Origin of the sequence: Achromobacter sp. ACRQX (assembly GCF_022346505.1) — a bacterium.
Taxonomy (GTDB): Bacteria; Pseudomonadota; Gammaproteobacteria; order Burkholderiales; family Burkholderiaceae_B; genus Achromobacter; species Achromobacter animicus.
Genome location: NZ_JAKRML010000017.1, coordinates 13,105 through 33,171, shown reverse-complemented (window position 1 = coordinate 33,171; position 20,067 = coordinate 13,105). Strand labels below are relative to the sequence as shown.

At 65.5% G+C, this 20,067-nt stretch carries 18 protein-coding genes and 1 pseudogene; 13 read left to right on the top strand and 6 right to left on the bottom strand.

What is annotated here, in order from left to right:
- From MHZ91_RS16385 to MHZ91_RS28390, 9 genes and pseudogenes are all read left to right on the top strand, one after another.
- On the top strand, nt 1-1,404 hold the full coding sequence (locus MHZ91_RS16385) for a hypothetical protein (protein ID WP_239214603.1): 1,404 nt from the start codon (nt 1-3) through the stop codon (nt 1,402-1,404).
- Nucleotides 1,401-2,018 carry a TadE/TadG family type IV pilus assembly protein gene (locus MHZ91_RS16380; protein ID WP_175125020.1) on the top strand — a complete coding sequence of 206 codons (618 nt, stop codon included), beginning with the start codon at nt 1,401-1,403 and terminating at the stop codon, nt 2,016-2,018. Before MHZ91_RS16385 ends, MHZ91_RS16380 begins: the two co-directional genes overlap by 4 nt.
- Nucleotides 2,019-2,101: 83 nt before the next feature.
- Nucleotides 2,102-2,716, top strand: a complete 615-nt coding sequence (locus tag MHZ91_RS16375; RefSeq protein WP_239214600.1) for a hypothetical protein — start codon at nt 2,102-2,104, stop codon at nt 2,714-2,716.
- The gene (cpaB, locus tag MHZ91_RS16370; RefSeq protein WP_175184971.1) at nt 2,713-3,516 is read left to right on the top strand and encodes a Flp pilus assembly protein CpaB; all 804 of its coding nucleotides are present in this window, start codon (nt 2,713-2,715) and stop codon (nt 3,514-3,516) included. Before MHZ91_RS16375 ends, cpaB begins: the two co-directional genes overlap by 4 nt.
- Nucleotides 3,513-4,880 (top strand): type II and III secretion system protein family protein, encoded by a 1,368-nt coding sequence (locus MHZ91_RS16365; RefSeq protein ID WP_239214598.1) that lies wholly within the window; start codon nt 3,513-3,515, stop codon nt 4,878-4,880. The genes cpaB and MHZ91_RS16365 overlap by 4 nt, the downstream gene beginning before the upstream one ends.
- On the top strand, nt 4,880-6,571 hold the full coding sequence (locus MHZ91_RS16360) for an ATPase, T2SS/T4P/T4SS family (protein WP_239214672.1): 1,692 nt from the start codon (nt 4,880-4,882) through the stop codon (nt 6,569-6,571). The genes MHZ91_RS16365 and MHZ91_RS16360 overlap by 1 nt, the downstream gene beginning before the upstream one ends.
- Nucleotides 6,568-7,413: a type II secretion system F family protein gene (locus MHZ91_RS16355; RefSeq protein ID WP_239214596.1), complete on the top strand. Its 846-nt coding sequence runs from the start codon at nt 6,568-6,570 to the stop codon at nt 7,411-7,413. Before MHZ91_RS16360 ends, MHZ91_RS16355 begins: the two co-directional genes overlap by 4 nt.
- Nucleotides 7,414-7,424: 11 nt before the next feature.
- Nucleotides 7,425-8,297 (top strand): type II secretion system F family protein, encoded by an 873-nt coding sequence (locus MHZ91_RS16350; RefSeq protein WP_370647829.1) that lies wholly within the window; start codon nt 7,425-7,427, stop codon nt 8,295-8,297.
- Nucleotides 8,294-8,527 (top strand): annotated as a pseudogene (locus tag MHZ91_RS28390) (DUF192 domain-containing protein); the annotation flags it as partial. The gene MHZ91_RS16350 and the pseudogene MHZ91_RS28390, both read left to right, overlap by 4 nt.
- 6 nt (nt 8,528-8,533) lie before the next feature.
- On the opposite strand, the gene MHZ91_RS16345 reads toward MHZ91_RS28390, so the two are convergent.
- Both MHZ91_RS16345 and MHZ91_RS16340 read right to left on the bottom strand, forming a co-directional pair.
- The gene (locus MHZ91_RS16345; protein ID WP_239214592.1) at nt 8,534-9,337 is read right to left on the bottom strand and encodes a BPSS1780 family membrane protein; all 804 of its coding nucleotides are present in this window, start codon (nt 9,335-9,337) and stop codon (nt 8,534-8,536) included.
- 63 nt (nt 9,338-9,400) lie between these two features.
- The gene (locus MHZ91_RS16340; protein ID WP_175125013.1) at nt 9,401-10,369 is read right to left on the bottom strand and encodes a homoserine kinase; all 969 of its coding nucleotides are present in this window, start codon (nt 10,367-10,369) and stop codon (nt 9,401-9,403) included.
- 217 nt (nt 10,370-10,586) lie between these two features.
- On the opposite strand from MHZ91_RS16340, the gene dusA reads away from it, so the two are divergent.
- Nucleotides 10,587-11,567, top strand: a complete 981-nt coding sequence (dusA, locus tag MHZ91_RS16335) for a tRNA dihydrouridine(20/20a) synthase DusA (protein WP_239214670.1) — start codon at nt 10,587-10,589, stop codon at nt 11,565-11,567.
- A gap of 34 nt (nt 11,568-11,601) precedes the next feature.
- Here the strand turns inward: dusA and MHZ91_RS16330 are convergent, their stop codons facing one another.
- Together MHZ91_RS16330 and MHZ91_RS16325 are read right to left on the bottom strand one after the other, a co-directional pair.
- Nucleotides 11,602-12,060, bottom strand: coding sequence for a CBS domain-containing protein (locus MHZ91_RS16330; protein ID WP_056315762.1), 459 nt, complete (start codon nt 12,058-12,060; stop codon nt 11,602-11,604).
- A gap of 36 nt (nt 12,061-12,096) precedes the next feature.
- A complete protein-coding gene (locus tag MHZ91_RS16325; protein WP_175125011.1) occupies nt 12,097-13,410 on the bottom strand; it encodes a YihY family inner membrane protein in 1,314 nt (437 codons plus the stop codon).
- A gap of 17 nt (nt 13,411-13,427) precedes the next feature.
- On the opposite strand from MHZ91_RS16325, the gene MHZ91_RS16320 reads away from it, so the two are divergent.
- The 3 genes from MHZ91_RS16320 (at nt 13,428) to MHZ91_RS16310 (ending at nt 16,218) form a co-directional block, all read left to right on the top strand.
- Nucleotides 13,428-13,799 (top strand): DUF2069 domain-containing protein, encoded by a 372-nt coding sequence (locus MHZ91_RS16320; protein WP_056571311.1) that lies wholly within the window; start codon nt 13,428-13,430, stop codon nt 13,797-13,799.
- Nucleotides 13,796-15,283, top strand: a complete 1,488-nt coding sequence (locus tag MHZ91_RS16315) for a YdiU family protein (RefSeq protein ID WP_239214591.1) — start codon at nt 13,796-13,798, stop codon at nt 15,281-15,283. Before MHZ91_RS16320 ends, MHZ91_RS16315 begins: the two co-directional genes overlap by 4 nt.
- 215 nt (nt 15,284-15,498) lie before the next feature.
- Nucleotides 15,499-16,218: a response regulator transcription factor gene (locus MHZ91_RS16310; protein ID WP_043518814.1), complete on the top strand. Its 720-nt coding sequence runs from the start codon at nt 15,499-15,501 to the stop codon at nt 16,216-16,218.
- A 41-nt stretch (nt 16,219-16,259) separates the two neighbouring features.
- Here the strand turns inward: MHZ91_RS16310 and MHZ91_RS16305 are convergent, their stop codons facing one another.
- On the bottom strand, nt 16,260-17,792 hold the full coding sequence (locus MHZ91_RS16305; RefSeq protein ID WP_175125009.1) for a HAMP domain-containing sensor histidine kinase: 1,533 nt from the start codon (nt 17,790-17,792) through the stop codon (nt 16,260-16,262).
- An 8-nt stretch (nt 17,793-17,800) separates the two neighbouring features.
- Complete coding sequence (locus MHZ91_RS16300; protein WP_239214590.1) at nt 17,801-19,771, bottom strand: EAL domain-containing protein; 1,971 nt, start codon at nt 19,769-19,771, stop codon at nt 17,801-17,803.
- Nucleotides 19,772-20,067: the final 296 nt, after the last annotated feature.

The following is a 20,067-nucleotide window of genomic DNA, read 5'->3' as shown; positions in this document are numbered from 1 at the left end:
ATGTTCGCCGATCAACAGCGCGGCCAAGCCCTGGTCTTGGGTATCGTCATTGCGGCAGTCGGTGCAGCGTCGCTGGTGGTCCTGTACAACTTTGGCCAGACCATCGAAGCTCGAGGCCGCCTCACCCATGCGGCCGACGCGGCCGCCTATAGCGGCGCGCTGGTTCAGGCGCGCGCACTCAATGCCATTGCCTACGTGAATCGCAGCCAGATCGCGCATCAGGTTGCCATGGCGCATCTGGTGACGTTGGGGGCGTCCGCGCACTATCTCGATGCGATGCAATCGCAGCGCCAGCGAGGCAATCCGCCGGCCAGCCTGATCGCCATGCTTTTCGGACCCGACGCCGGGGCGGCCTATCAGGGCGCGCGGGGGCCTTCGAATGCCGGAGGCCGGCTCGCCTCTGCTTTCGCGCAACACGATCGCGTCGTGCATCAGGTGCTGGAAATGGCGGCGCGAGAGATTGTGGGTGACCTTACGGCATCACGGGATCGTGCAATGCGTGAGGTGCTGGCTGCCAACTATCCGGCGTTCGGTGAGATCAACGCTGGCGGGGCGTCCGCTGCTGCATCGCCAATTGATCTGAGACTGCTGACCGACGGGTGGCCTGGCTACACGGAGCGCCACGCCGCGACGCGCAAGGCCGGCTTGCGCCCTGCAACGGAAGACGCGGTGGCTCGCTATGGGTTCCTGGATCGCCGCAACGACACACGTCGCAATCCTTGGGCCGTCAGCTCACGTTGTCCCTTGCATCGGCACGAGCTCAGGCGGCGCGGTTCGACCTGGCTGGGACCGGACGGCCATTGGGGCGCGTTGGACACGCAGTCCTACCACGCGCTGCGCTCGAACCGCTGGATCGGCTGCTATTTTCGCGAGTACGCGATGGGATGGGGAACCGTGCAGGGCGAAAAAAGCCGTGCCCCAGACGACGTGGAATATGTCGAAGATCCACCCGCGGACTTTTCGCAGGAGGACTTCTGGCGGTGGGTCGAGCACGCCACCTCGTGGAACATCTTTGACGGGGCCACCAATCCGATGGCGAACTCCTACGCCATGGCGTCGGCCCGGCGCTGGCCGGGGCGCGGATTGCCGGCGTATCGGGAAGTCGCGTCGAAGCGTCTGGCTGAGCCCTTACGGTTTGCCATCGCGGTCAGCCTGGATTCCACCTTCGTCAAAACCACGGATGCCGACAGTGCCGTCGCCGCGCCAAGTGGTCAGTTTCGCTACACCGCATTGGGGCGGACCGGCGCCGTCACGGTCAGCACGGCGGCCGAGACGCACTTTGCGCGGCCGGAACGGCGCGCCGACGGCAGGTCGGAACTGGCCACGCTCTTTCGGCCCTATTGGCAGGCTCGCCTGTCCGCGCTTACGCAGCAGGAAGCCGTGCAGGCCGGGAGGCTTCGATGAAGAGGCGCGGGTCAACCGAACGCGGGCAGGCGGTGGTCGAGGCGTTGCTGATGTTGCCGCTGATGGCAGTGCTGCTCTGGGCGGTCTCCGATATCGGCGCCATGCAGTTTTCAGCGCAGCGCAACACGCAAGCCAGCCGGCAGGCTGTCATGGCGGTGGCGTTGGGCCAGCCGGCGGCAACGCTGCGTGCGCCGTCAGGAATGGTCCTGACCGACGCGGCCCAGAGTCGGCCCGGGACCGCCGTGGCCGGCGCCGCGGCGTTGCAGAACGAGTGGTTCGGCGGGGCAATGCAGTTGTTGTCCGTGCAGACCCGTTCGCTGCCGCTTCCGGGGAACGCCATGTTTGGATTGCCGATCTCGCGTCACATCAGTGTCGCAAGCGGAGCGGGCTATGCGCATGGCGACGCCGACGCGCAACGACGCATAGGCGCGTCGTCGGCAGGGTGGTTGCAGGCCGGCCGCACGTCGCTGGCCGAGGCCGAGCGCATGCAGCCTCAGGTCAGCAAGGTCGAGGTCCCATGGAGGCGGCCTGCGTTGTCGCTGGATTGGCTTTCGGCGTGGCATGACGTGGTGCCGAATGATCGGCTTGGCAAGCGTGTGGAGGACGGAAGATGAATCGGGCCCGAACGTTTCCCAAGCGGTGGGGCAGGTGGCGCCGCCTTGGTTTCCTCGCAGTCGGCGTTGGCCTATGTGGTGGGTTGTTGCTGCCTCAGCGCGCCAGTGCGTCAGCGGGCGTCCTCAGCCTTGAGGGCCTGCAATTGCCCGCGGGGGCTGTGCGCGAGCGCCTGGCAGACCGGATGTGGCTGCACGGGATGCCCGCGCAGGTATGGGTGTTCGATGTGCCCCAAAGCCCGTCGGCCGTAGCCAAAACGCTGGCTGCCCAGCAGCCTGCATTGGCAGATCTGCACGTGCTGCCAGGACAACTCATCTTGTCCGGCCGCATCGGCAGTGACCGCTGGGTGGCGCAATTGGAAAGTGCTGGAATGGACCGTACTGTCGGCAGCCTTTCGGCGATCAGTGTTCGTGCGGCTCCCACCGCGCAGTTGCCCGGGTGGCTGCCGAAGGGCGCGCGCGTCAAATCGGATGTCGCCGTGATGGAGTCCGGCGTCAAGGTTTCCGACCGCATCTGGCAGTACGCGGTGCCACCGCAAAAACTGGCCGAACTCCTCGATGCCGGAATGCGGCGGGCGGGATGGGTTCAGCAGGGCGATGGCGCCGATCAATGGTGGGCGCGTGAACGCGAGCGGATGAAGCTGTGGTTGGTGCCTTTGGACGGCGGCAGCGGGCTGCGTGCACTGGGGTGGGCGCCATGAATCCCTGGATCATTCGCGGCGCCGCGCGGCTGCGCCGTACCGGCGTATACGGATTGGCCGTGATGGCAGGGCTGGTCGCCGCCTGGGCCGTGCGGGAACACGTCCAGCAGCGCGTCCAGGCGCTGGAGGCCGAGGCGCACACGCCGTCGGTCAGTCGCCTGGTGGCTGCTTATGACCTGCCGGCCGGCACGCTACTCGAAGAGGTGCACCTTGCTGTGCGCCAGATTCCGCAGCCTTGGGCGCCGGGGGCCAGTGTGGATCCCCTTGAGGTCGGCAGCGTGATCGGCGCCACGCTTCTTGCTGATGTCGCGCATGGCGAACCCCTGCTCAGAAGTTTCATGACCTTCGAAGCGCCGCAGCCCTCGCTGGCCGCGCGGCTCCAGGCGGGGCAGCGCGCCCTCACGGTTGCCGCCACAGATCTGGGCGGGCTGGCGGACATGCTGAAGGGCGGCGACGCGATCGACATCTATGTGACCTTCAATCACCGCCAACGCGAGCTCACCGTGCCGGTGCTGCAGAGCATGCGCGTCCTGACCGGCGGGGGCGAGGACGGCGCGGGCAACATCACCTTGGCGGCGACGCCCGATGAAGCCATGCGGTTCATCGCCGCGCGGCAGGCTGGGGTGTTGACTGCAATGCTGCGTCATCGCGATGACGCAGTATCCGTCAACCCCGCCGCGCAAAGCGATCTGGCTTCGCTCATCGGACTGGACGCTGAACCCAAGCCTGCGCCGGGCGTTGCCATTCTTTATGGCGATCGCCTGGACGCGTGGGCAAGCGTCGACTCGGAGGGGCCATGACGCCAATAAGAGCTTTCTTGGTCTTCGTGCTGTGCCTGGTTTGCCACCCCGCATGGTCTGACACCCAGACACTGGAACTGCAGGTCGGCGAGACCCGCGTGTTGCCGCACCCTGGCGTGAGGCGGGTGGCCATCGGCAATAGCCAGGTGGTCAGCGCCCTGGCTGCCGAAGGGCGCGAGATCGTGGTGTTCGCACGGGCGGAAGGCGTGTCGTCCGTGCATGTCTGGGCAGACCGCGATCGCATCGCGGCCTACGAGCTGCGCGTGGTGGCCGCCGGTACGCCGCGCTTGCGCGAAGAGGTTCATAGCCTGCTCTCCCGCATTCCGGGTGCGCGAAGCTCGAGCGTGGGCGGACGCATTTTGATCGAAGGCGACGATCTGTCCGACGATGACCGCTCGCGCATCGCGGCGCTGGCGGACCGGTATCCGGAGGTCGTGGATTTCACGGGACAGGTCGGGTGGGATCGCATGGTGCTGCTGGACGTGCAGGTGGTCGAAATTCCCACGTCGCGGCTGCAGGAGTTTGGCGTGCGCTGGGATGGCCTGACGCAGGGGGGCGTCAATGCAGGATTGGCGTGGGATGGCGGATCTCGTGGCCGCATGACCCGGCCGGGCGAGCAGATCATCGAGACGGCGGCACCGGTCTCGTCGGCCGCGGGTTACTTCGGCGTCAACGCCTTGCTGTCGGCACGTATTGCCGCGCTGGCGCAAACCGGAGAAGCGGTCATGCTCGCGCAACCGCAGCTTCTTGCCCGAAGCGGCGCGAGCGCGACCTTTCTTGCAGGCGGGGAAGTGCCTTACGCTTCCACCGATGCGCAAGGCAATCCCACCACGCTATTCAAACCCTATGGCGTGTCGCTGAACATCACGCCTCGGATCGACCGCAACGGCGTCATCCGGTCGCTCATCGAAGTGGAGGCCAGTTCAGTCGACACCTCGCTAAGCCTTCCCGGCGGCCCGGCGCTGCGGACACGCCGCGCGTCTACCGAGTTCAATGTGCGTTCCGGCAACACGCTTGTCATCGGCGGCTTTCTCTCGCGCGAGCAGGGCTCCGACGTCAGCGGCTTGCCGGGCCTGCGGAACATTCCGATCCTGGGCGCGTTGTTTTCCTCTACCCGCTATCAGCGCCGCGAGACCGAACTGGCTATCTTCGTGACGCCAAAGATCGTGTCGCAGGGCGAGCCCTCCATGGCGGATCGCGTTCGGCGCGGACGCGAGATGCTTGAGTCGACGTTTCCGAATCCTCCCCAACTGGGAACGGCGGTGCCTTCCGATGCGGCTGGGTGGGATCCCTACGCGGGTGCCGGCTCGCAATGGGTCACGCGTTCGGCGGGTGCAGGTTCGACATTGGCGAAAGGGCCGTGATGCTCAATATTGAACTGACCTTTGAGGACGCCGCGCAGCAGCAGCTCAAGCTGCCCGCGCCGGTGCTGATTGGAAGAGGCACTGATTGCGCGTTGCGGATTCCAACCTGGAGGATCGGCCGGCAACATGCCCGGCTGGTTTGCGAAGCAGACGTCATCGTCCTGGAAGACCTGGGTACGCTGGCGGGTACGATGGTCAACGGCGTGAGGGTGGTGCGGCACGCGCCGGTGCTGCCTCACGACGAGATCCTTATCGGGCCTTGCAGGCTACGCGTGTCGAGGCTTGCGCCCGAGGCAGCCGACCGCGTCGACACTCCGGATGCCGCGCCTCAGGGCGCCGCGCAATCCGGACAACCTCCAACGTACGATGCTGTTTGCGTCCCGGCGGCGGTGGCTTCGCCGGCCCCCGCTCATCGGCTGCACGACCGCCGCCGCCTCCATGCGGCCCTGCTGAACGCGTTGGACCTGCGCAGGCGCGATGTGGCCGGGATGAGCGATGGCATGCTCCGCGCCGAGGCCGAGCGTCTTTTGATGCAGATCGTGGCCACGGACGCCGAACTTCCGTCGCAGGCCGACAAGGCGGCGCTCTGCCGCGAGGTGCTGGATGAAGCGGTGGGGCTCGGGCCGCTGGAACCGTTGCTCGCTGCGCCGGATATCACGGAAATCATGGTCAACCGCTACGACGAAATTTACGTCGAGCGTGCGGGCCGCCTGTGGCGCGAACCGGCTGCGTTCACCAGCGAGCAATCGGTGCGCTGGGTGATCGAACGCATCGTGACCCCATTGGGACGCCGCATCGATGAAAGTTCTCCGATGGTGGATGCGCGGCTGCCCGATGGGTCACGGGTGCACGCCATCATTCCGCCCGTGGCGATGAAGGGCGCCAGCCTGACCATCCGGAAGTTTCCGCAGCGGCGGCCGCAGATGCCAGACCTGATTGCGCTGGGCGCGCTGAGCGACCCGATGGCACGATTTCTGTCGCTATGCGTCAGGATGCGCAAGAACCTGGTCGTGTCGGGCGGTACGGGTTCCGGCAAGACGACGCTGCTGAACATCCTGTCGAACGAGATTCCTGACGGCGAGCGCGTGGTCACGATTGAAGACGCGGCGGAGTTGCGGCTGCACCATGCGCATCTGGTCGCGCTGGAGGCGCGGCCGGCAAACCAGGAAGGCAGGGGCCGAGTCGACATCCGGGAACTCGTGCGCAACGCGTTGCGTATGCGGCCGGACCGCATCGTGGTGGGCGAGTGCCGGGGCGCTGAGGCGTTCGACATGCTGACGGCCATGAATACGGGCCATGAAGGCTCCCTGACCACACTGCACGCCAATTCTCCACGGGACGCCTTGGCCCGGTTGGAATCCATGATTTTGATGGCGGGGCTGGACCTGCCGCTGTCGGCGGTCCGCGAACACATTGCCGCCAGTGTGGACGTGGTCGTGCAGCAGGCGCGGTTGTCGGATGGACGCCGGGTCATCACCGCGATCGTTGAAGTGGCAGGCATGGAAAGCGGCCGCATTCAGTTGCAGGACCTGTTCGGCTTTGATCGAGCCCATGGGTTTCGCGGATGCGGCGCGCTACCTGGATTCGCGCAGGAATGGGGGGACAAGGGCGTAAGCCTGGATACCGCATGGTTTTCGGACTCGGCGGGCCGGGTGCCTGACTTCGGCGCTTTTGCGCAGGGCTTGCCATGATCTGGCTTGCGGCAGCGGCCGCCATGGTGTGCGCCGGGTTGCTGGCGTGGCGTGCGCAGAACTGGTTTGCGCCGGCGCTTCGGCGCTACCGCGAGGTCTACACCCAGGACGCGAGAGTGCGCTTGAGCGAAGTGTTTTTGTTCATCGACCCGCGCCAATTGTGGGTGGGCGCAGTTGGCTGCGGTGTAGCGGCTGCGGTCGCCGCGTTCACGGCCACCGGCAGCGCGTTGGTGGCGGTTTTGTTCGCTCTGCCGTCGGCGCGGCTGCCACGAATGGTTGTAGAAGGTTTGCGGCGACGGCGTGCGCGACGCTTTGAAGCGCAATTGCCCATGGCGCTGTTGATGCTGGCATCCGCGTTGCGGGCCGGCGTGGCCATGACGACCGGTTTGCGCCATGTCGTGGAACAAAGCAGCGCACCGCTCGCCCAGGAGTTCGGTCTGATGCTGCGGGAACAGCGTCTGGGCGTGCCGTGGGACGTTGCGCTAGACAACCTGCAGGTCAGGATGCCGGCTGACTCGACCTCGCTGGTGGTGGCGGCAATGCGCATCGCGGCAAAGACCGGCGGCAATCTGGCGGAAGCCCTGGAAAGCATCGCGCAGACATTGCGTGTCCGCCTTCAATTGCAGGCAAAGCTGCTGGCGTTGACGTCCCAGGGGCGGCTGCAGGCATGGATCGTGGGCGCATTGCCTTTGCTGCTGCTGGCGGTGCTCGACCGGTTGGAGCCGGAAATCATGGGATTGTTGTGGCATACGCCGATGGGGTGGGGCGTGCTGGCCATCGTGGCGGTGCTGGAGACGGCCGGCGTGCTGCTGATCCGGCGAATCATGCGGATTGATATCTGAGCGGGGGCGGGATGTGGCTATACCTGAGCATGTCCGTGACGGCGGCCGGGACGGCCTGGCTTGCGTGGGTGCTGTTGAGACCGTTGTTGAAGGCGGAACAGAATGCGGCGCGCGCCATGCCGTGGTGGTGGCGCGTCGCATGGCCCTGGATCGCTGCGGTGGCGCCGTTGGCGGGTCCGCTGTGCTCGTGGCGGTGGCGGCTACGGCTGGACCAGGCAATAGAACGGGCGGCGTTGCCGCGGGAAGTCGGGTATGCGCACATCGCGGCGTTGTGCGCTAGCGCGGCTATCGCTGCCGGCGGCATGGCCACCGCCGGAGCGCTTGCGCTGGCGCCGCCGGGCGCTGCAGCGCTGCTGCCCTGGGCGCTGGCGTGTGCGCTGGCCGCCGGCATGGCGCCGGCGTTGTGGTTGAAGGGGCTGGGTGCGCAGCGATGCCGCGCCATCGAACGGGATCTGCCCTTCGTGTTCGACATGATGACGCTGTGCGTCGAAGCGGGCTTGAGCGTGCAGGGCGCGCTGCAATTGGCGGCACAAAGCGGTCCGCCGGGTGTGCTGCGCGACGCGCTCACGGATGCCCTGGCAGAAATGCGGGCGGGCGTGTCCAGAACCGTGGCGATCAAGACATTGGCCGAGCGCAGCAACAGCGCGCTGGCGCGAAACTGGGCGGCGGCTCTGGCGCAGGCGGAGGCGCTTGGGGCCAGCCTGGGGCCGGTCTTGCGCGCGCAGGCGGCGCAATGCCGCAGCGATCGCCACACGAGGGCCGAGCAACTGGCGATGCAGGCGCCGGTGAAGATGCTGCTGCCGTTGATCGGCTGCATCTTTCCGTGCACGTTTATCGTGCTGGCGTTTCCGATTGCGGTTCAGTTATTGCAGAGCGTGCAATGAGCCGCCCCATGCCATTATGCGAAGGGCGCCTGCGGTTGCTGACCGTGAAGCGGTGGTGGGGGCGTATGCGTGGGTTGCTGGGGCGGGCCCCGCCGGGGCCGCGGGCAGGCGTGCTGCTGACTCCCTGCGCCGCGGTGCATACCTTTGGTATGCGCTACGCCATCGACGTGGCGTTTATCGGCCGGGACGGCCGGGTGGTGGGATTGCGCCGGGCGCTTGCGCCGTGGCGGGTGACGTTATGCCTGCGCGCCGTTGCCGTTGTCGAGATGCGTGCCGGGGTTATTGATGCCGAACACGGAGGTATAGGCCGGATAGAAGCTGCAGTACAGGACGCCGCCCGCCGCGATGTTGAACGGAATCTGCAGCGTGCCGGCAAATTGGGGCGATAAACCGACGGCAACCAGCAATCCGGCGCACAGGTCGATGAACAGAAACACCATGATCCAGCAAACGCCATACACCATGAACGGCAGCTTGTTGCGCCAGCACGCGATGCCGGAGAAGAACAGGGCTTGCGTCAGGCGCAGACCGTGCCAGGCCACCAGCACGGGCGCGTGCCAGAACAGGGCCGCGATCACCACGTAGCAAATTGCGAACAGCATCAGCGGCATGGCCATGGCCGACAGGATCGGCTCCATGCTCTTTTCGACCGAGGCGATGCGCATGCCTTCCATCATCGAATCGGAAAAGGGCAGGAAGATGGCCAGGCCTGTCACCAGGCAAAGGCCGGCATACAGCAGACCCATCAGGAACAGCTTGCGGAATACGCCGGGCTGTTTGAGCGGCTTGCCCCACATGGACGGCAGCATGACGCGGTCGGCCTCGACGTGCTTGCACGCGGACAGCGTCATCAGGGTGATGATGGGCATCAGGGCCACGACCAGCATCGGGCCGACCGGCGGCGTTGCCGATGCAAAGACGACGAGCAGGCTGATCGCCATGGCCCAGGTGAACATGGCCAGGGGTTGTTTGCGGAACAGACGGAATCCGTCGCGGACCCAAAACCAGCCGGACGTCGCGGGTAGAAATGCTGCTTGCATGGCTCTCTAGAGGGGAGTTCTCTCAAATAGGGGATGCTGTTCCCATTATGGGGGGCGTAGCGGTTACGGCAAGACGGGCAGTTCCGAGCGGTGGCGCGCTTGCAACACTCTTTCGAAGTGGCGTGGGTCGTGCGGCTTGAGCGTCTGCGCCGGGCGGGGCAGGAAGAAGTCGTACAACCGGGACAGCCAGAAACGTAGGGCTGCCGCTCGCAGCATCTGGGGCCAGACTTCGCGCTCGGCGTCCGTGAAGGGGCGCACCGCCGCGTAGGCAGCCAGCCAGGATTGCACCAGCTCGGGGATGAATTCGCCGGTGTCGCGCTCGATGCACCAGTCGTTGACGCTGACGGCCACGTCGAACAGCCAGGTGTCGCAGCCCGCGAAATAGAAGTCGATGATGCCGCCCATGAGCGGATCTTCGAAGGTGCCGGCAAAAAGGACGTTGTCCCGGAACAGGTCGCAGTGGGCGGGGCCGGACTGCAAGGCCTGCCATGCGGGCGTCTGGATGGCGGCCTGCTGGGCGGCCAGTTCGGACGTCAGCAGTTCGGCCTGGGCGGGGCTGAGAAAGGGCAGGACCTTGGGCGCGGTTTCGAGCCACCACGACAGCCCGCGCAGGTTGGGCTGGTGGATCGGAAAGTCCTGCGCCGCGACGTGGGCGCGGGCGAGCGTGGCGCCGGCGAGCGCGCAGTGGGCGGGGCCGGGGGCCGGCTCGTACCCGCCGGGCAGGCGCGACACGATGGCGCACGGCTTGCCGTGCAGCGTGGTCAAGCGGGTGCCGTCGCGCAGCGTCTGCGGCTGCGGCACCGGGATGCCGCGTTCGGCCAGGTGATACATCAGTTCAATGTAGAAGGGCAGCTGCGCCTGCGTCAGCACCTCGAACAGCGTCAGGACATATTCGCCCCGCGTCGTGTACAGAAAATAGTTGGTGTTCTCGATACCCGCCGTAATGCCTCGAAGCGAGACGAACTCGCCCAGATCGAAATGCGCCAGCAGGGCGCGCGCGTCGTCATCGGATACGGGGGTGAATACGGCCATGGATCTTCGGTATGAGGGTTGAACGGACGCGCGCACGGGCGTGCAGGGTCGCGGCGCCGCAATTTTAGACCACATGGCGGGCGGCCTCGGGCAGCGGTTCCACGTGGGGCGCCGATCCCGGCGGGCACAATGTCGCCAAGCACCGTAAAATACCGCATCCCCTTGTTTTGTAGAGTGATTCTTGGACTCCCCCGACTGGCGGCTTTGCGTCGCCCCGATGATCGACGTCACTGACCGCCACTGCCGGTACTTTCACCGTCTGCTGGCGCCGCGCGCCCGTCTGTACACCGAAATGATCACCACAGGTGCGCTGCTGCACGGCAACGTGGCCCGCCACCTGGACTTTGACGAGGCCGAGCATCCCGTCGCCTTGCAATTGGGCGGCAGCGAGCCCGACGCATTGGCGCACGCCGCCAAGCTTGGCAAACAATGGGGCTATGACGAAATCAACCTGAATTGCGGCTGCCCGTCCGAACGGGTCCAGAAGGGCGCCTTTGGCGCCTGCCTGATGGCCGAGCCGGCCCTGGTGGCCGACTGCATGAAGGCCATGCAGGATGCCGTGGACATTCCTGTCACGGTCAAGCACCGCCTGGGACTGGACTACGACGAATCCTATGAGTTCGTGCGCGATTTCGTGGGCAAGGTCTATGACACCGGTTGCCGCGTGTTCATCGCGCATGCGCGCAATGCCGTGCTCAAGGGCCTGTCGCCCAAGGACAACCGCGAGATCCCCCCGCTGCGCTACGACGTGGTTGCGCAATTGAAGCGCGATTTTCCGGATTGCACGTTCGTGCTCAATGGCGGTCTGGCCGATGCCGGGCAGTCCGTGCAGGCGGCCGGAGCCTTTGATGGGGTGATGCTGGGTCGCGCTGCGTGGCATACGCCGCGCGTGCTGTCTGAAGTGTCAATGCAGTTGTGGCCGTCGGTGCGGCTGCCCAGCGATGCGCAGGTCGTGGACGCGATGACGGAGTACGCCGCGCGTCAGGTTGCCAAGGGTGTGCCGTTGCGGGTGATGACGCGTCCGATGCTGGGGCTGGTGAATGGCCAGTCAGGAGCGCGCCGGTGGCGCCGGATGTTGTCGGATCCGGCCCTTTTGGCGGCGAACAATCCGGAACTGATCTACGACGCGTGGCGCAGCCAGCGGCATGCGCCGGGTGCGCGCGACGCGACGCGCGAGGCCGCGTCCGCCGGGATGTGAATCCGCAGCCGGCGCCGCAAGGGCGCCGGCGGGCTCAGGACTGGGCGGGCTCCGCGCTTTCGGCAGGCCAGTCGCGAATGTAGGCTTTCAGCATGTTGTTTTCGAACTGCTGCGCCGCGACGATGGCCTGCGCCATGTCGTAGAACGAAATGACGCCCATCAGGGTGGGGCCGTCCATGACGGGGATGTAGCGGGCGTGCTTTTCGAGCATCAGGCGCTGGACTTCGTCGGCGCTGGTGTTGGGCGAAACGCTGACCGGCGCGTCGTCCATGATGGAACGGATGGTCGTATCGCCTGCGCCGCCGTGCGCGTGCATGTGGCGGATGATTTCGCGGAACGTGAGCATGCCGGTCAGGGTGCCGAATTCCATGATGACCAGCGAGCCTATGTCTTGTTCGCTCATGGTTTGCACGGCCTGGGCCACGGGCATGTCGGGCGACGCCGTATAGAGCGTATCGCCCTTGACGCGCAAAATCTCACTGACCTTCAACATCGGTATCTCCTGGGGCGGACTGCGCCCTATGCTTTGCTATTTCTTGTTCGCTTCCAGTTGCAACACTGGGGCGACTCCATTTCCGGTATTTTGCGCTTCTCCGCAGAGTTCTTCCAGCGTTGGCGTGGTTTGCGGCGAATTTACGGACGATGCGATGCGCAGGATGTCGGGGTCATTGCGGACGCGGGATTGGCTTCGGTCCAGCAGGAAGCGATCCACGACGGGCGCCAGCGAGGTCTCGCGCGCGTCGCACGTCAGCATCCAGTTGTCTTCGGGACTGCGGGTGGCCAGTCCCATCTTGCTCAGCGTTTCCAGGACTTCATTGAGTTCATCCTGATGCAGCCGCAGCTCCGAGGCCAGCGTGTTGGCGGCCACGCCGCCGGGCGTCGAGAGCTGCGCGCGGCGCAGTGCGCGCAGCGCATCCAGCGCGTCGACGAACGAGGCGCCCGGGTAGCGGTTGATGTGCCAGCGTCCCAGCCGGATCAGCGGCGCGCTGGAAGCAAGCGTTGCGCCCAGCAGCACGGCCAGCCAGGACAGGTAGATCCACAGCAGGAAGATTGGCAGCGTGGCGAAGGCGCCGTAGATGACCGTGTAGGTGGGAAACCGGGTCAGGTAGAAGGCGAACGCCGACTTCATGATTTCCAGCACGATGGCCGTGACACAGCCCCCGATCAGCGCGTCGCGCCACAGCACATCGCGGTTGGGTACGACGACAAAGAGCGCGGCAAAGCCCAGGCCGGTCAGCACCAGCGGGATGAACGAGACGACGACACTGATGACTTCAGGGACGTCCTTGATGAGACCCAGCGATTCGCGGGCCACGAACGAGGTCGCCCACAAGCTGGCGCCCGCCAGGACGGGTCCGAGCGTGATGATCGCCCAATACACCAGTGCCCGCTGCGGCAGGGGACGCTGGCGAGAGACGCGCCAGATGTCGTTGAAGGCCTGATCGATCGTCATGATCAGCAGCAGCGATGTGACCAGCAGGAACGCGCCGCCAATGGCGGTCAGGCGCGACGCCTGGTGCGCGAACTGGTTCAGGTAGTCCATGATGTTGTCCGACACGGACGGCGGCATCAGGCTGGTGGTGAGGAAGTCCTCGAGGGCGACCCGGAATTCCTGGAACACGGGAAAGGCCGTGAACAGCGACAGCACCACCGCGAGCATGGGGACGATTGCCAGAACGGTGGTGAAGGTGAGGCTGGAGGCAACCTGCAGCAGCTTTTCTTCGTTGGCGCGTTGGAGGACGAAACGAAATACGCGTCCGGTCCTCGCGACCCGGGAAATGCGCGAGGTTGGTCGTTCTTTGACCGCCGGCGTAGCGGCGGCGGGCTCGGCGGGGCGATTCATCAGGCGATAATAGCAGCATGAATCCCGAACTCAACCCCCGCTTGCGCCTCGTCGCCTCGGTTTCATTGTTTGCCCTGATCGTGCTGTGCGTCGCCTGGGAAACCGTGGTGGCGCCGGTGCGGCCGGGCGGTTCCTGGATGCTGCTGAAAGCCTTGCCGCTGGCGTTTCCGCTGAGGGGCATCGTGCGAGGCAATCTCTACACCTACCAGTGGGCGGCCATGCTGTCGCTGCTGTATCTGATGGAAGGCGTGGTGCGCGCCATGTCGGATCCGGCGCCGCTGTCCGTCTTGATGGCGTGGGGCGAGATCATCTTGTCCACCACTTTTTTCCTCAGCGCCATCTTTTATGTGCGGCCCGCCAAGCGCGCTGCCCGGAGTCAACGCGCATGAATGCCCAGTCCCTGTCCGAACTGCAAGCCGTCAACTCCTTTGCGGCCCTGCCCGAGGCTTTCTACACCCGGCTGGCGCCGCGCGGGCTGAACAATCCTCGTCTGCTGCACGCCAACGAACAGGCGGCCGCCCTGATCGGCCTGGATCCGTCGGTCCTGACCACCCCCGAATTCCTGCAGGTGTTTTCCGGCGGGCAGCCTTTGCCGGGCGGCGATACGCTGGCAGCCGTCTATAGCGGCCACCAGTTTGGCGTGTGGGCAGGGCAGCTTGGCGACGGACGGGCGCATCTGCTGGGCGAAGTTCAAGGGCCCGAGGGCGCCTGGGAACTGCAGCTCAAGGGCTCGGGCATGACGCCGTACTCGCGGATGGGCGACGGGCGGGCCGTGCTGCGGTCTTCCGTGCGGGAGTACCTGGCCAGCGAGGCGATGTTCGGGTTGGGCGTGCCCACCACGCGCGCCCTGGCGCTGGTCGTTTCCGATGATCCGGTCATGCGCGAGACCGTCGAGACCGCCGCGATCGTGACGCGGATGTCGCCCAGTTTCGTCAGGTTCGGCTCGTTTGAACATTGGTCGTCACGGCGTCAGCCCGACATGCTGAAAACGCTGGCCGATTATGTGATCGACCGCTATTACCCCGAGTGCCGCGACGTGCCGACTGGCGATTCGGCGTCCGAGACGGCCCCGTACGTGAATCTGCTGCGTGAAGTCACGCGGCGCACGGCGTTGCTGATGGCGGACTGGCAGGCTGTCGGGTTTTGCCACGGCGTGATGAATACCGACAATATGTCGATCCTGGGGCTGACGCTGGATTACGGCCCTTATGGTTTCATGGACGGATTCCGGCTGGGTCATATCTGCAACCATTCGGATGCCGAAGGTCGGTACTCCTGGAATCGGCAGCCGTCGGTGGGGCTTTGGAATCTGTATCGGCTAGGTGGCAGTCTGCACCTGCTGGTGCAGGACGCCGACGCATTGCGCGCCGTGCTGGATGAATACGAAGCCATTTTCACGCGCGCGTTCCATGACAAGATGGCCGCCAAGATGGGTTTGGCGGCGTGGCGTCCTGACGATGAGGCGTTGCTGGACGATCTGCTTAAACTGATGGACGCCAATCAGGCGGACTTCACGTTGTCCTGGCGCCGGCTGGCCGACGCCACGCAGGGACAGCGCAGCGCCTTTGAGGATTTGTTTATCGACCGTCCCGCCGCCGGCGCCTGGCTCGACAAGCTGCTGGCCCGGCATGCGCAGGACGGGCGGCCTGCGGCGGATACGGCGGCCGCCATGAACGGCGTGAATCCGTTGTACGTGCTGCGCAATCACCTGGCAGAACAGGCGATTCGCGCGGCCAAGGCCGGCGACGCCAGCGAAATTGAAACGCTCATGAAACTGCTGCGAAGCCCCTTCGTCGCCCAGGAGGGTTTTGAACGCTATGCCGGCCTGCCCCCGGATTGGGCTGGTGGAATCGAAGTGAGTTGCTCGTCATGAAGATAATTTTGCGATAACGTCCACGGCATTAATCCTGCGACATTCCCGGGATTAACAAAAAAATTCCGGTAAAAATGTGAAATATCGCCATTTTTTTCGCTGCAATCATTCGTTTCCATTGTAAAAGTCGTAAGATTGCCGGCTCCGGGGCATTTTTGATCGCGTGGGCGCTCCAGGGTTATTTGTCGACAATTTCAATGTAAAGCACTCTGAATATGCCTGGTGCAGATGGTTTGCTATGTATAGGACTGCTCGAGGACGACGCCGATTTCCGCGAGGAACTGGCGTTGGGCTTGGGCGGCTACGGTTTTCGCGTGGCGTTCGCTTGTGACAATGCAGTGGCGTTCTACCGCCGCCTGCAAGAGCAGCCGTGCGACATCGTCATTCTCGACGCCCATCTTCCAGGCGAAGACGGCTTTTCCGTTGCGACGCGCCTGCGTGCCTTGAGCCCGGTGGGCATCGTCATGCTGACGGGCCGCAGCGCCCTGGAAGACCGCGTCCGCGGCCTGGAGGGCGGCGCCGACGTCTACATGACCAAGCCGGTGGATTTGCTGGAACTCAGCTCCGTCATTCGCAGCCTGGCGCGCCGCATGCGGTTGGCCAAGGCGCCACGCCCGGCTGACGCAGAGACGCGCGCGTCGGCGGATACGAACTGGTCGCTGCAGGACGGCGGCTGGATCCTGGTGGCGCCCGACGGCGCCTCGCTGCACCTGAGCGCGCAGGAACGGACGTTCCTGGTAGCCCTGATGGACGCCGCGGGCAGTGCCGTCAGCCGGCAGGCGCTGGCTGAACTCTTCCTGCCCGACAGCCCGGGCGGGTTTGAGTTGCGGCGTATCGACGTGCTGGTGAGCCGTCTGCGCGCCAAGGCGCAGAGCGCCGGACTCAAACTGCCGGTGTTGTCGGTGCGCGGTCAGGGCTACGTGTTCGCGGCCTGACCCGGCCGCGGCTGCGGCTGACGCCAAGGCCCGTGCAGCGCTTAAGCCGACTGCCCGTTGGCGGGCAGGGTGATGACAAAACGCGTGCCCACGCCCACCTTGCTTTGCATCGTCAGCGAACCGCCCTGGCTCTGGCAGATGCGCCGGGCCAGATACAGCCCGATCCCCATGCCCTGGGTTTCGCGATGCGCGGACCGCCGAAAGCGCGGCTCGAAGATCCGGGCTTGTTCCTCTTCTCCAATCCCCGGGCCGCGGTCCACGACGGCTGCCCAGGTCATGGCCGTGTCGCCGACCCGTGTATGACCCGTCTCGATTCGCACCGGTTCGTTGGCCGGCGAATACTTGATGGCGTTGTGGATCAGGTTGCGCACGACGACGCTGGTGAGCGGGCGATCGCAGAACACCGGCTGCGGCGCTTGCGCTTCGAGCACCAGGGCATGCGCAGTATCCGGGCGCATGGCATTCACCACGTCGCGCACCAGGTCGGCCATGTCTGTCTGTTCGCCGCGCGGGCTCCAGGCATGTTCCTCGAGGCGATCCTGATTCAGCAACTGATCCATCAGCTCGGTCATCCGCGCAACCGACCGATGAATACGCGCGAGCCGCGTGTCCACGGTTTCGCCACTGTCCGACAGGATCATGTCCAGCGATTGCGCCGCGGCGCTGATGGTGGCCAAGGGCGCGCGCAGCTCGTGCGAGATCAGCGCGTTCATCTGCCGCTGCGTGTCCAGCGCACCGGCCAGTTCGGCCAGCCGCAGTTCGCCTTGCGCCAGGTGTTCGGCGTCCGAGCCGGCGCCATTGTTGCGCGCGGGCGCGGCACTGTTGGAGGCATCCAGCGCCAGCCAGACCAGCGTGCCTGACACCAGCATCAGCCTCAGCATTTCGAAGCTCGCATCCGCGGCGTCTGCGCCGCTTGCGTGCCACGCGTCGTGTCCGAGAATCCAGGCTGATGCGCCAAACGCGAGCATCAGCGCAAGGTTGGCCGGGCGGCCAGACCGCTGCCGCACCGCGCTGGCCAGGAACCACAGCGCCAGCGGCACGCTCAGCGCAGCGCACACGCAGGCAATGGCCGCAGGAAGCACTCCCGATTCCGTTTCATACACGAAGATCAGCGCCAGCGCCGCCACGCCGGACAGCGCAATGCTGATCCACCGGCACGCAACGCCCAGTCCGGTTGCAATGCGCGATCCCTGCAGCAGGGGCGCGGTCAGGGCGAGCAGGGCGGCATAAGAGGCAGCTTGCAGCGCGCCCGGCGGCATCAGATCGGGCAGCGAACGGAACAACCCTTCGACCAGCGCGAAGGCCATGCCTGCTGCATACAGCGCGTTGCGCGTGTGCGCCCAGGCCACGCCGCACACTATCGCGCAGGCGATGGCGACGCCGGCGGTCAAGCCTGAGTGCAGGTTCTCGTAGCCGGCATGTCCCCCGTCGGCATTCAACCCATAAGCGAGCGCGTAGGCCGGCCAGAAGCAGGCGCACAGCAGCAGACCAACTCCCGACCAGATGGTTGTCCGGAAGAAGCCGGGCTGGCTTGCGCGAAGGTGGCGAAAACGCCAGCGGGTGCGAAGAAACAATCCTTCCGTCAACTAGGAACCCATTGGTGATCATGCGCGAGGTCTTGCGCGTGGGCGGAGTTTACGACAGCTCCGCTTATCGCGCGGACGCCGATTCCTTCCAGCACGAGCTGCGTCGCCGTGTCCGGCACGTCAGCCGCATAGACCGACATGCCGAGCGTCATCGCGGTCGCGACCACGGTGGCGGCCAGGTGCTGGCTGCCGGGACTTTGCAGGAGACCGCCGATGAAACTGCCGCTCAGCGTCACGTACGAGACGGGAAATTCATGCAGGTGCTCCATGGCGCCGAATTGCTGCGACAGCCGCGCTACCCCGACCCGTCCGCCGGCGCCCATGACGATATCGCAGAGCTGGCGCACATCGGCGCCTTGTTCGACGAGTCCCGCGGCGTCGACTTCCAGGATCAGCCGCGCTGACAGCGTGGGCCGGTCGTCGAGCATGCGTTCAAGACGCGCGAAAAAGGATCCTTGGGCAAGGGTGGCAAGCGATACCGGCACCGTAAGTGCGCCGTCATGAGTGAACAGCCAATCGAGACCCAGACGGATCGCCTGGATATCGCATTCGGCGGACAGGCCCAGGCGCACGGCTGGCGGCATGAAGATCGAAGCCGGCACGGGATCGGTGCCGGAAGCATCGTGCAGCGTCAGGCAGGCCTCGTGGTGCAGCAGGGCGCCCGACAGGTCATGCAACGGCTGTGCCGTCAGTGAGAACCGATGCTGCTCCAGCGCCGTCACCAGCGCGTCGTGCCAACTGTATTCACCGATGCGGGTGCTGTCGGCGGCCTGGCTTGCCGGCGTGATCTGGTCGTCGTCCGCGCTTTCGGCGCACATCAGCGCATGATCCAGACGCGCGAGGATGTCGCTCATGTTGTCGCCCGGCGCGAAGGCTGCCATGGCCAGCGCCCACCGGCACCATCCGTATTTGTCCATCGGCACGCGCAGCGACCGCAGCTCGCGCCGCACGCGTTCGGCCAGCACGCTGGCCTGCGGCGCCGAGGTGCGCGGCAGCAGCAGGGCAAAATCCGATCCGCTGATCCGGGCGATCAGCGTGCCCGGACCGCCGAATTCCTGCACCAGCTTGCGCAGGCGGTCCGACGATGAGCGCAGCCACTGGTCAGTGAAGGCGCGCGACAGGTGCCGGTTGATCTGTGCGAGGTCGCGTTGGCGGAACATCAGCAGATGGCCGCCGGCCTCGTCGGATTTATCTGCCAGCGCAAGCCGGAACTGGTCGACAAAATGCTTGCGGTTCGACAGGCGCGAGATGGGGTCCCGGTAGATTTCGCTTTGCAGCGATTCGATGCGCGCATTCTGCTCCTCGACCGTGGCGGCGACACGGCGCTGCGCATCGACCAGCGCCTGGTCCACACCGGGCACTTCGCACGAACCGCTCAGTCGCGCATCGGCGCCGGGCGCCAGCGCGCGCACGCGTTCGCAGATGTCGCGCGACGTGCGGGCTTCGATCCAGCGCACGAGATTGGTGGCGAACAGCGCCCAGAACGCGGCCGCGGCCAGCACCAGACCCAGAACGCGGATGCCGCCTTGCCACAGCGTGTCGCGAGCCAGGCGAGCATCGGCCTGCACGGTGAGGGTGCCTTTGCCTTGTCCGCCAGGGATGACGAACGGCCGGGAAATGGCCGGTGCTTCCATGTTCAGCCAGCCGGCGCGCCAATCGCGCTCCCGGCCTGCGGCAGCCGGTCCCGACCGGCGCTCCACACGCAGCGCGTTCCCTTCGTTCGTGATATTGACCAGCGAATACAGGCCCTGCCCGAACAATTCATCGGCAAGGGCGACCTGCTCGCTATGGCTGCCGGAACTGTGCGACAAGGCCCACGCGAGTGCATTGGCGCCCGATTCGCTTTGCTGGGCGAGCTGCGTATTCAGATAGCGGTGCGCCGCCAGCATCCCGAGGGCCTGGGCGCCCAGCAGGATAAAGCCGACCAGAAGGGCGGAGCATAAAAGCAGCCGGCGTAGTGTGGGCATGTATTGGCGAATCCCTTCCTGGGCCTGTGCGGGATAAAAACCTGGATATCAAACGTGACACACGTTACGAAACAACAGCCAGCAGCGGTGTCACGGTACTGGGACCTGTCACAGAACGCACAGAATATTACGAAATGCTCGGTCGTATCCGACAAGGTGTGCAATTATTTCGCTCGTGAGAATTGGCCCTTTGAGAACTATTGAGACACTGCGTATTAATTTTTGGGGTTGCGGTGTCGTAGATGAGTCGAGGCGTGGCGAAAGGACCGGCCAAAGATCGCCAATCCGGGACCCCG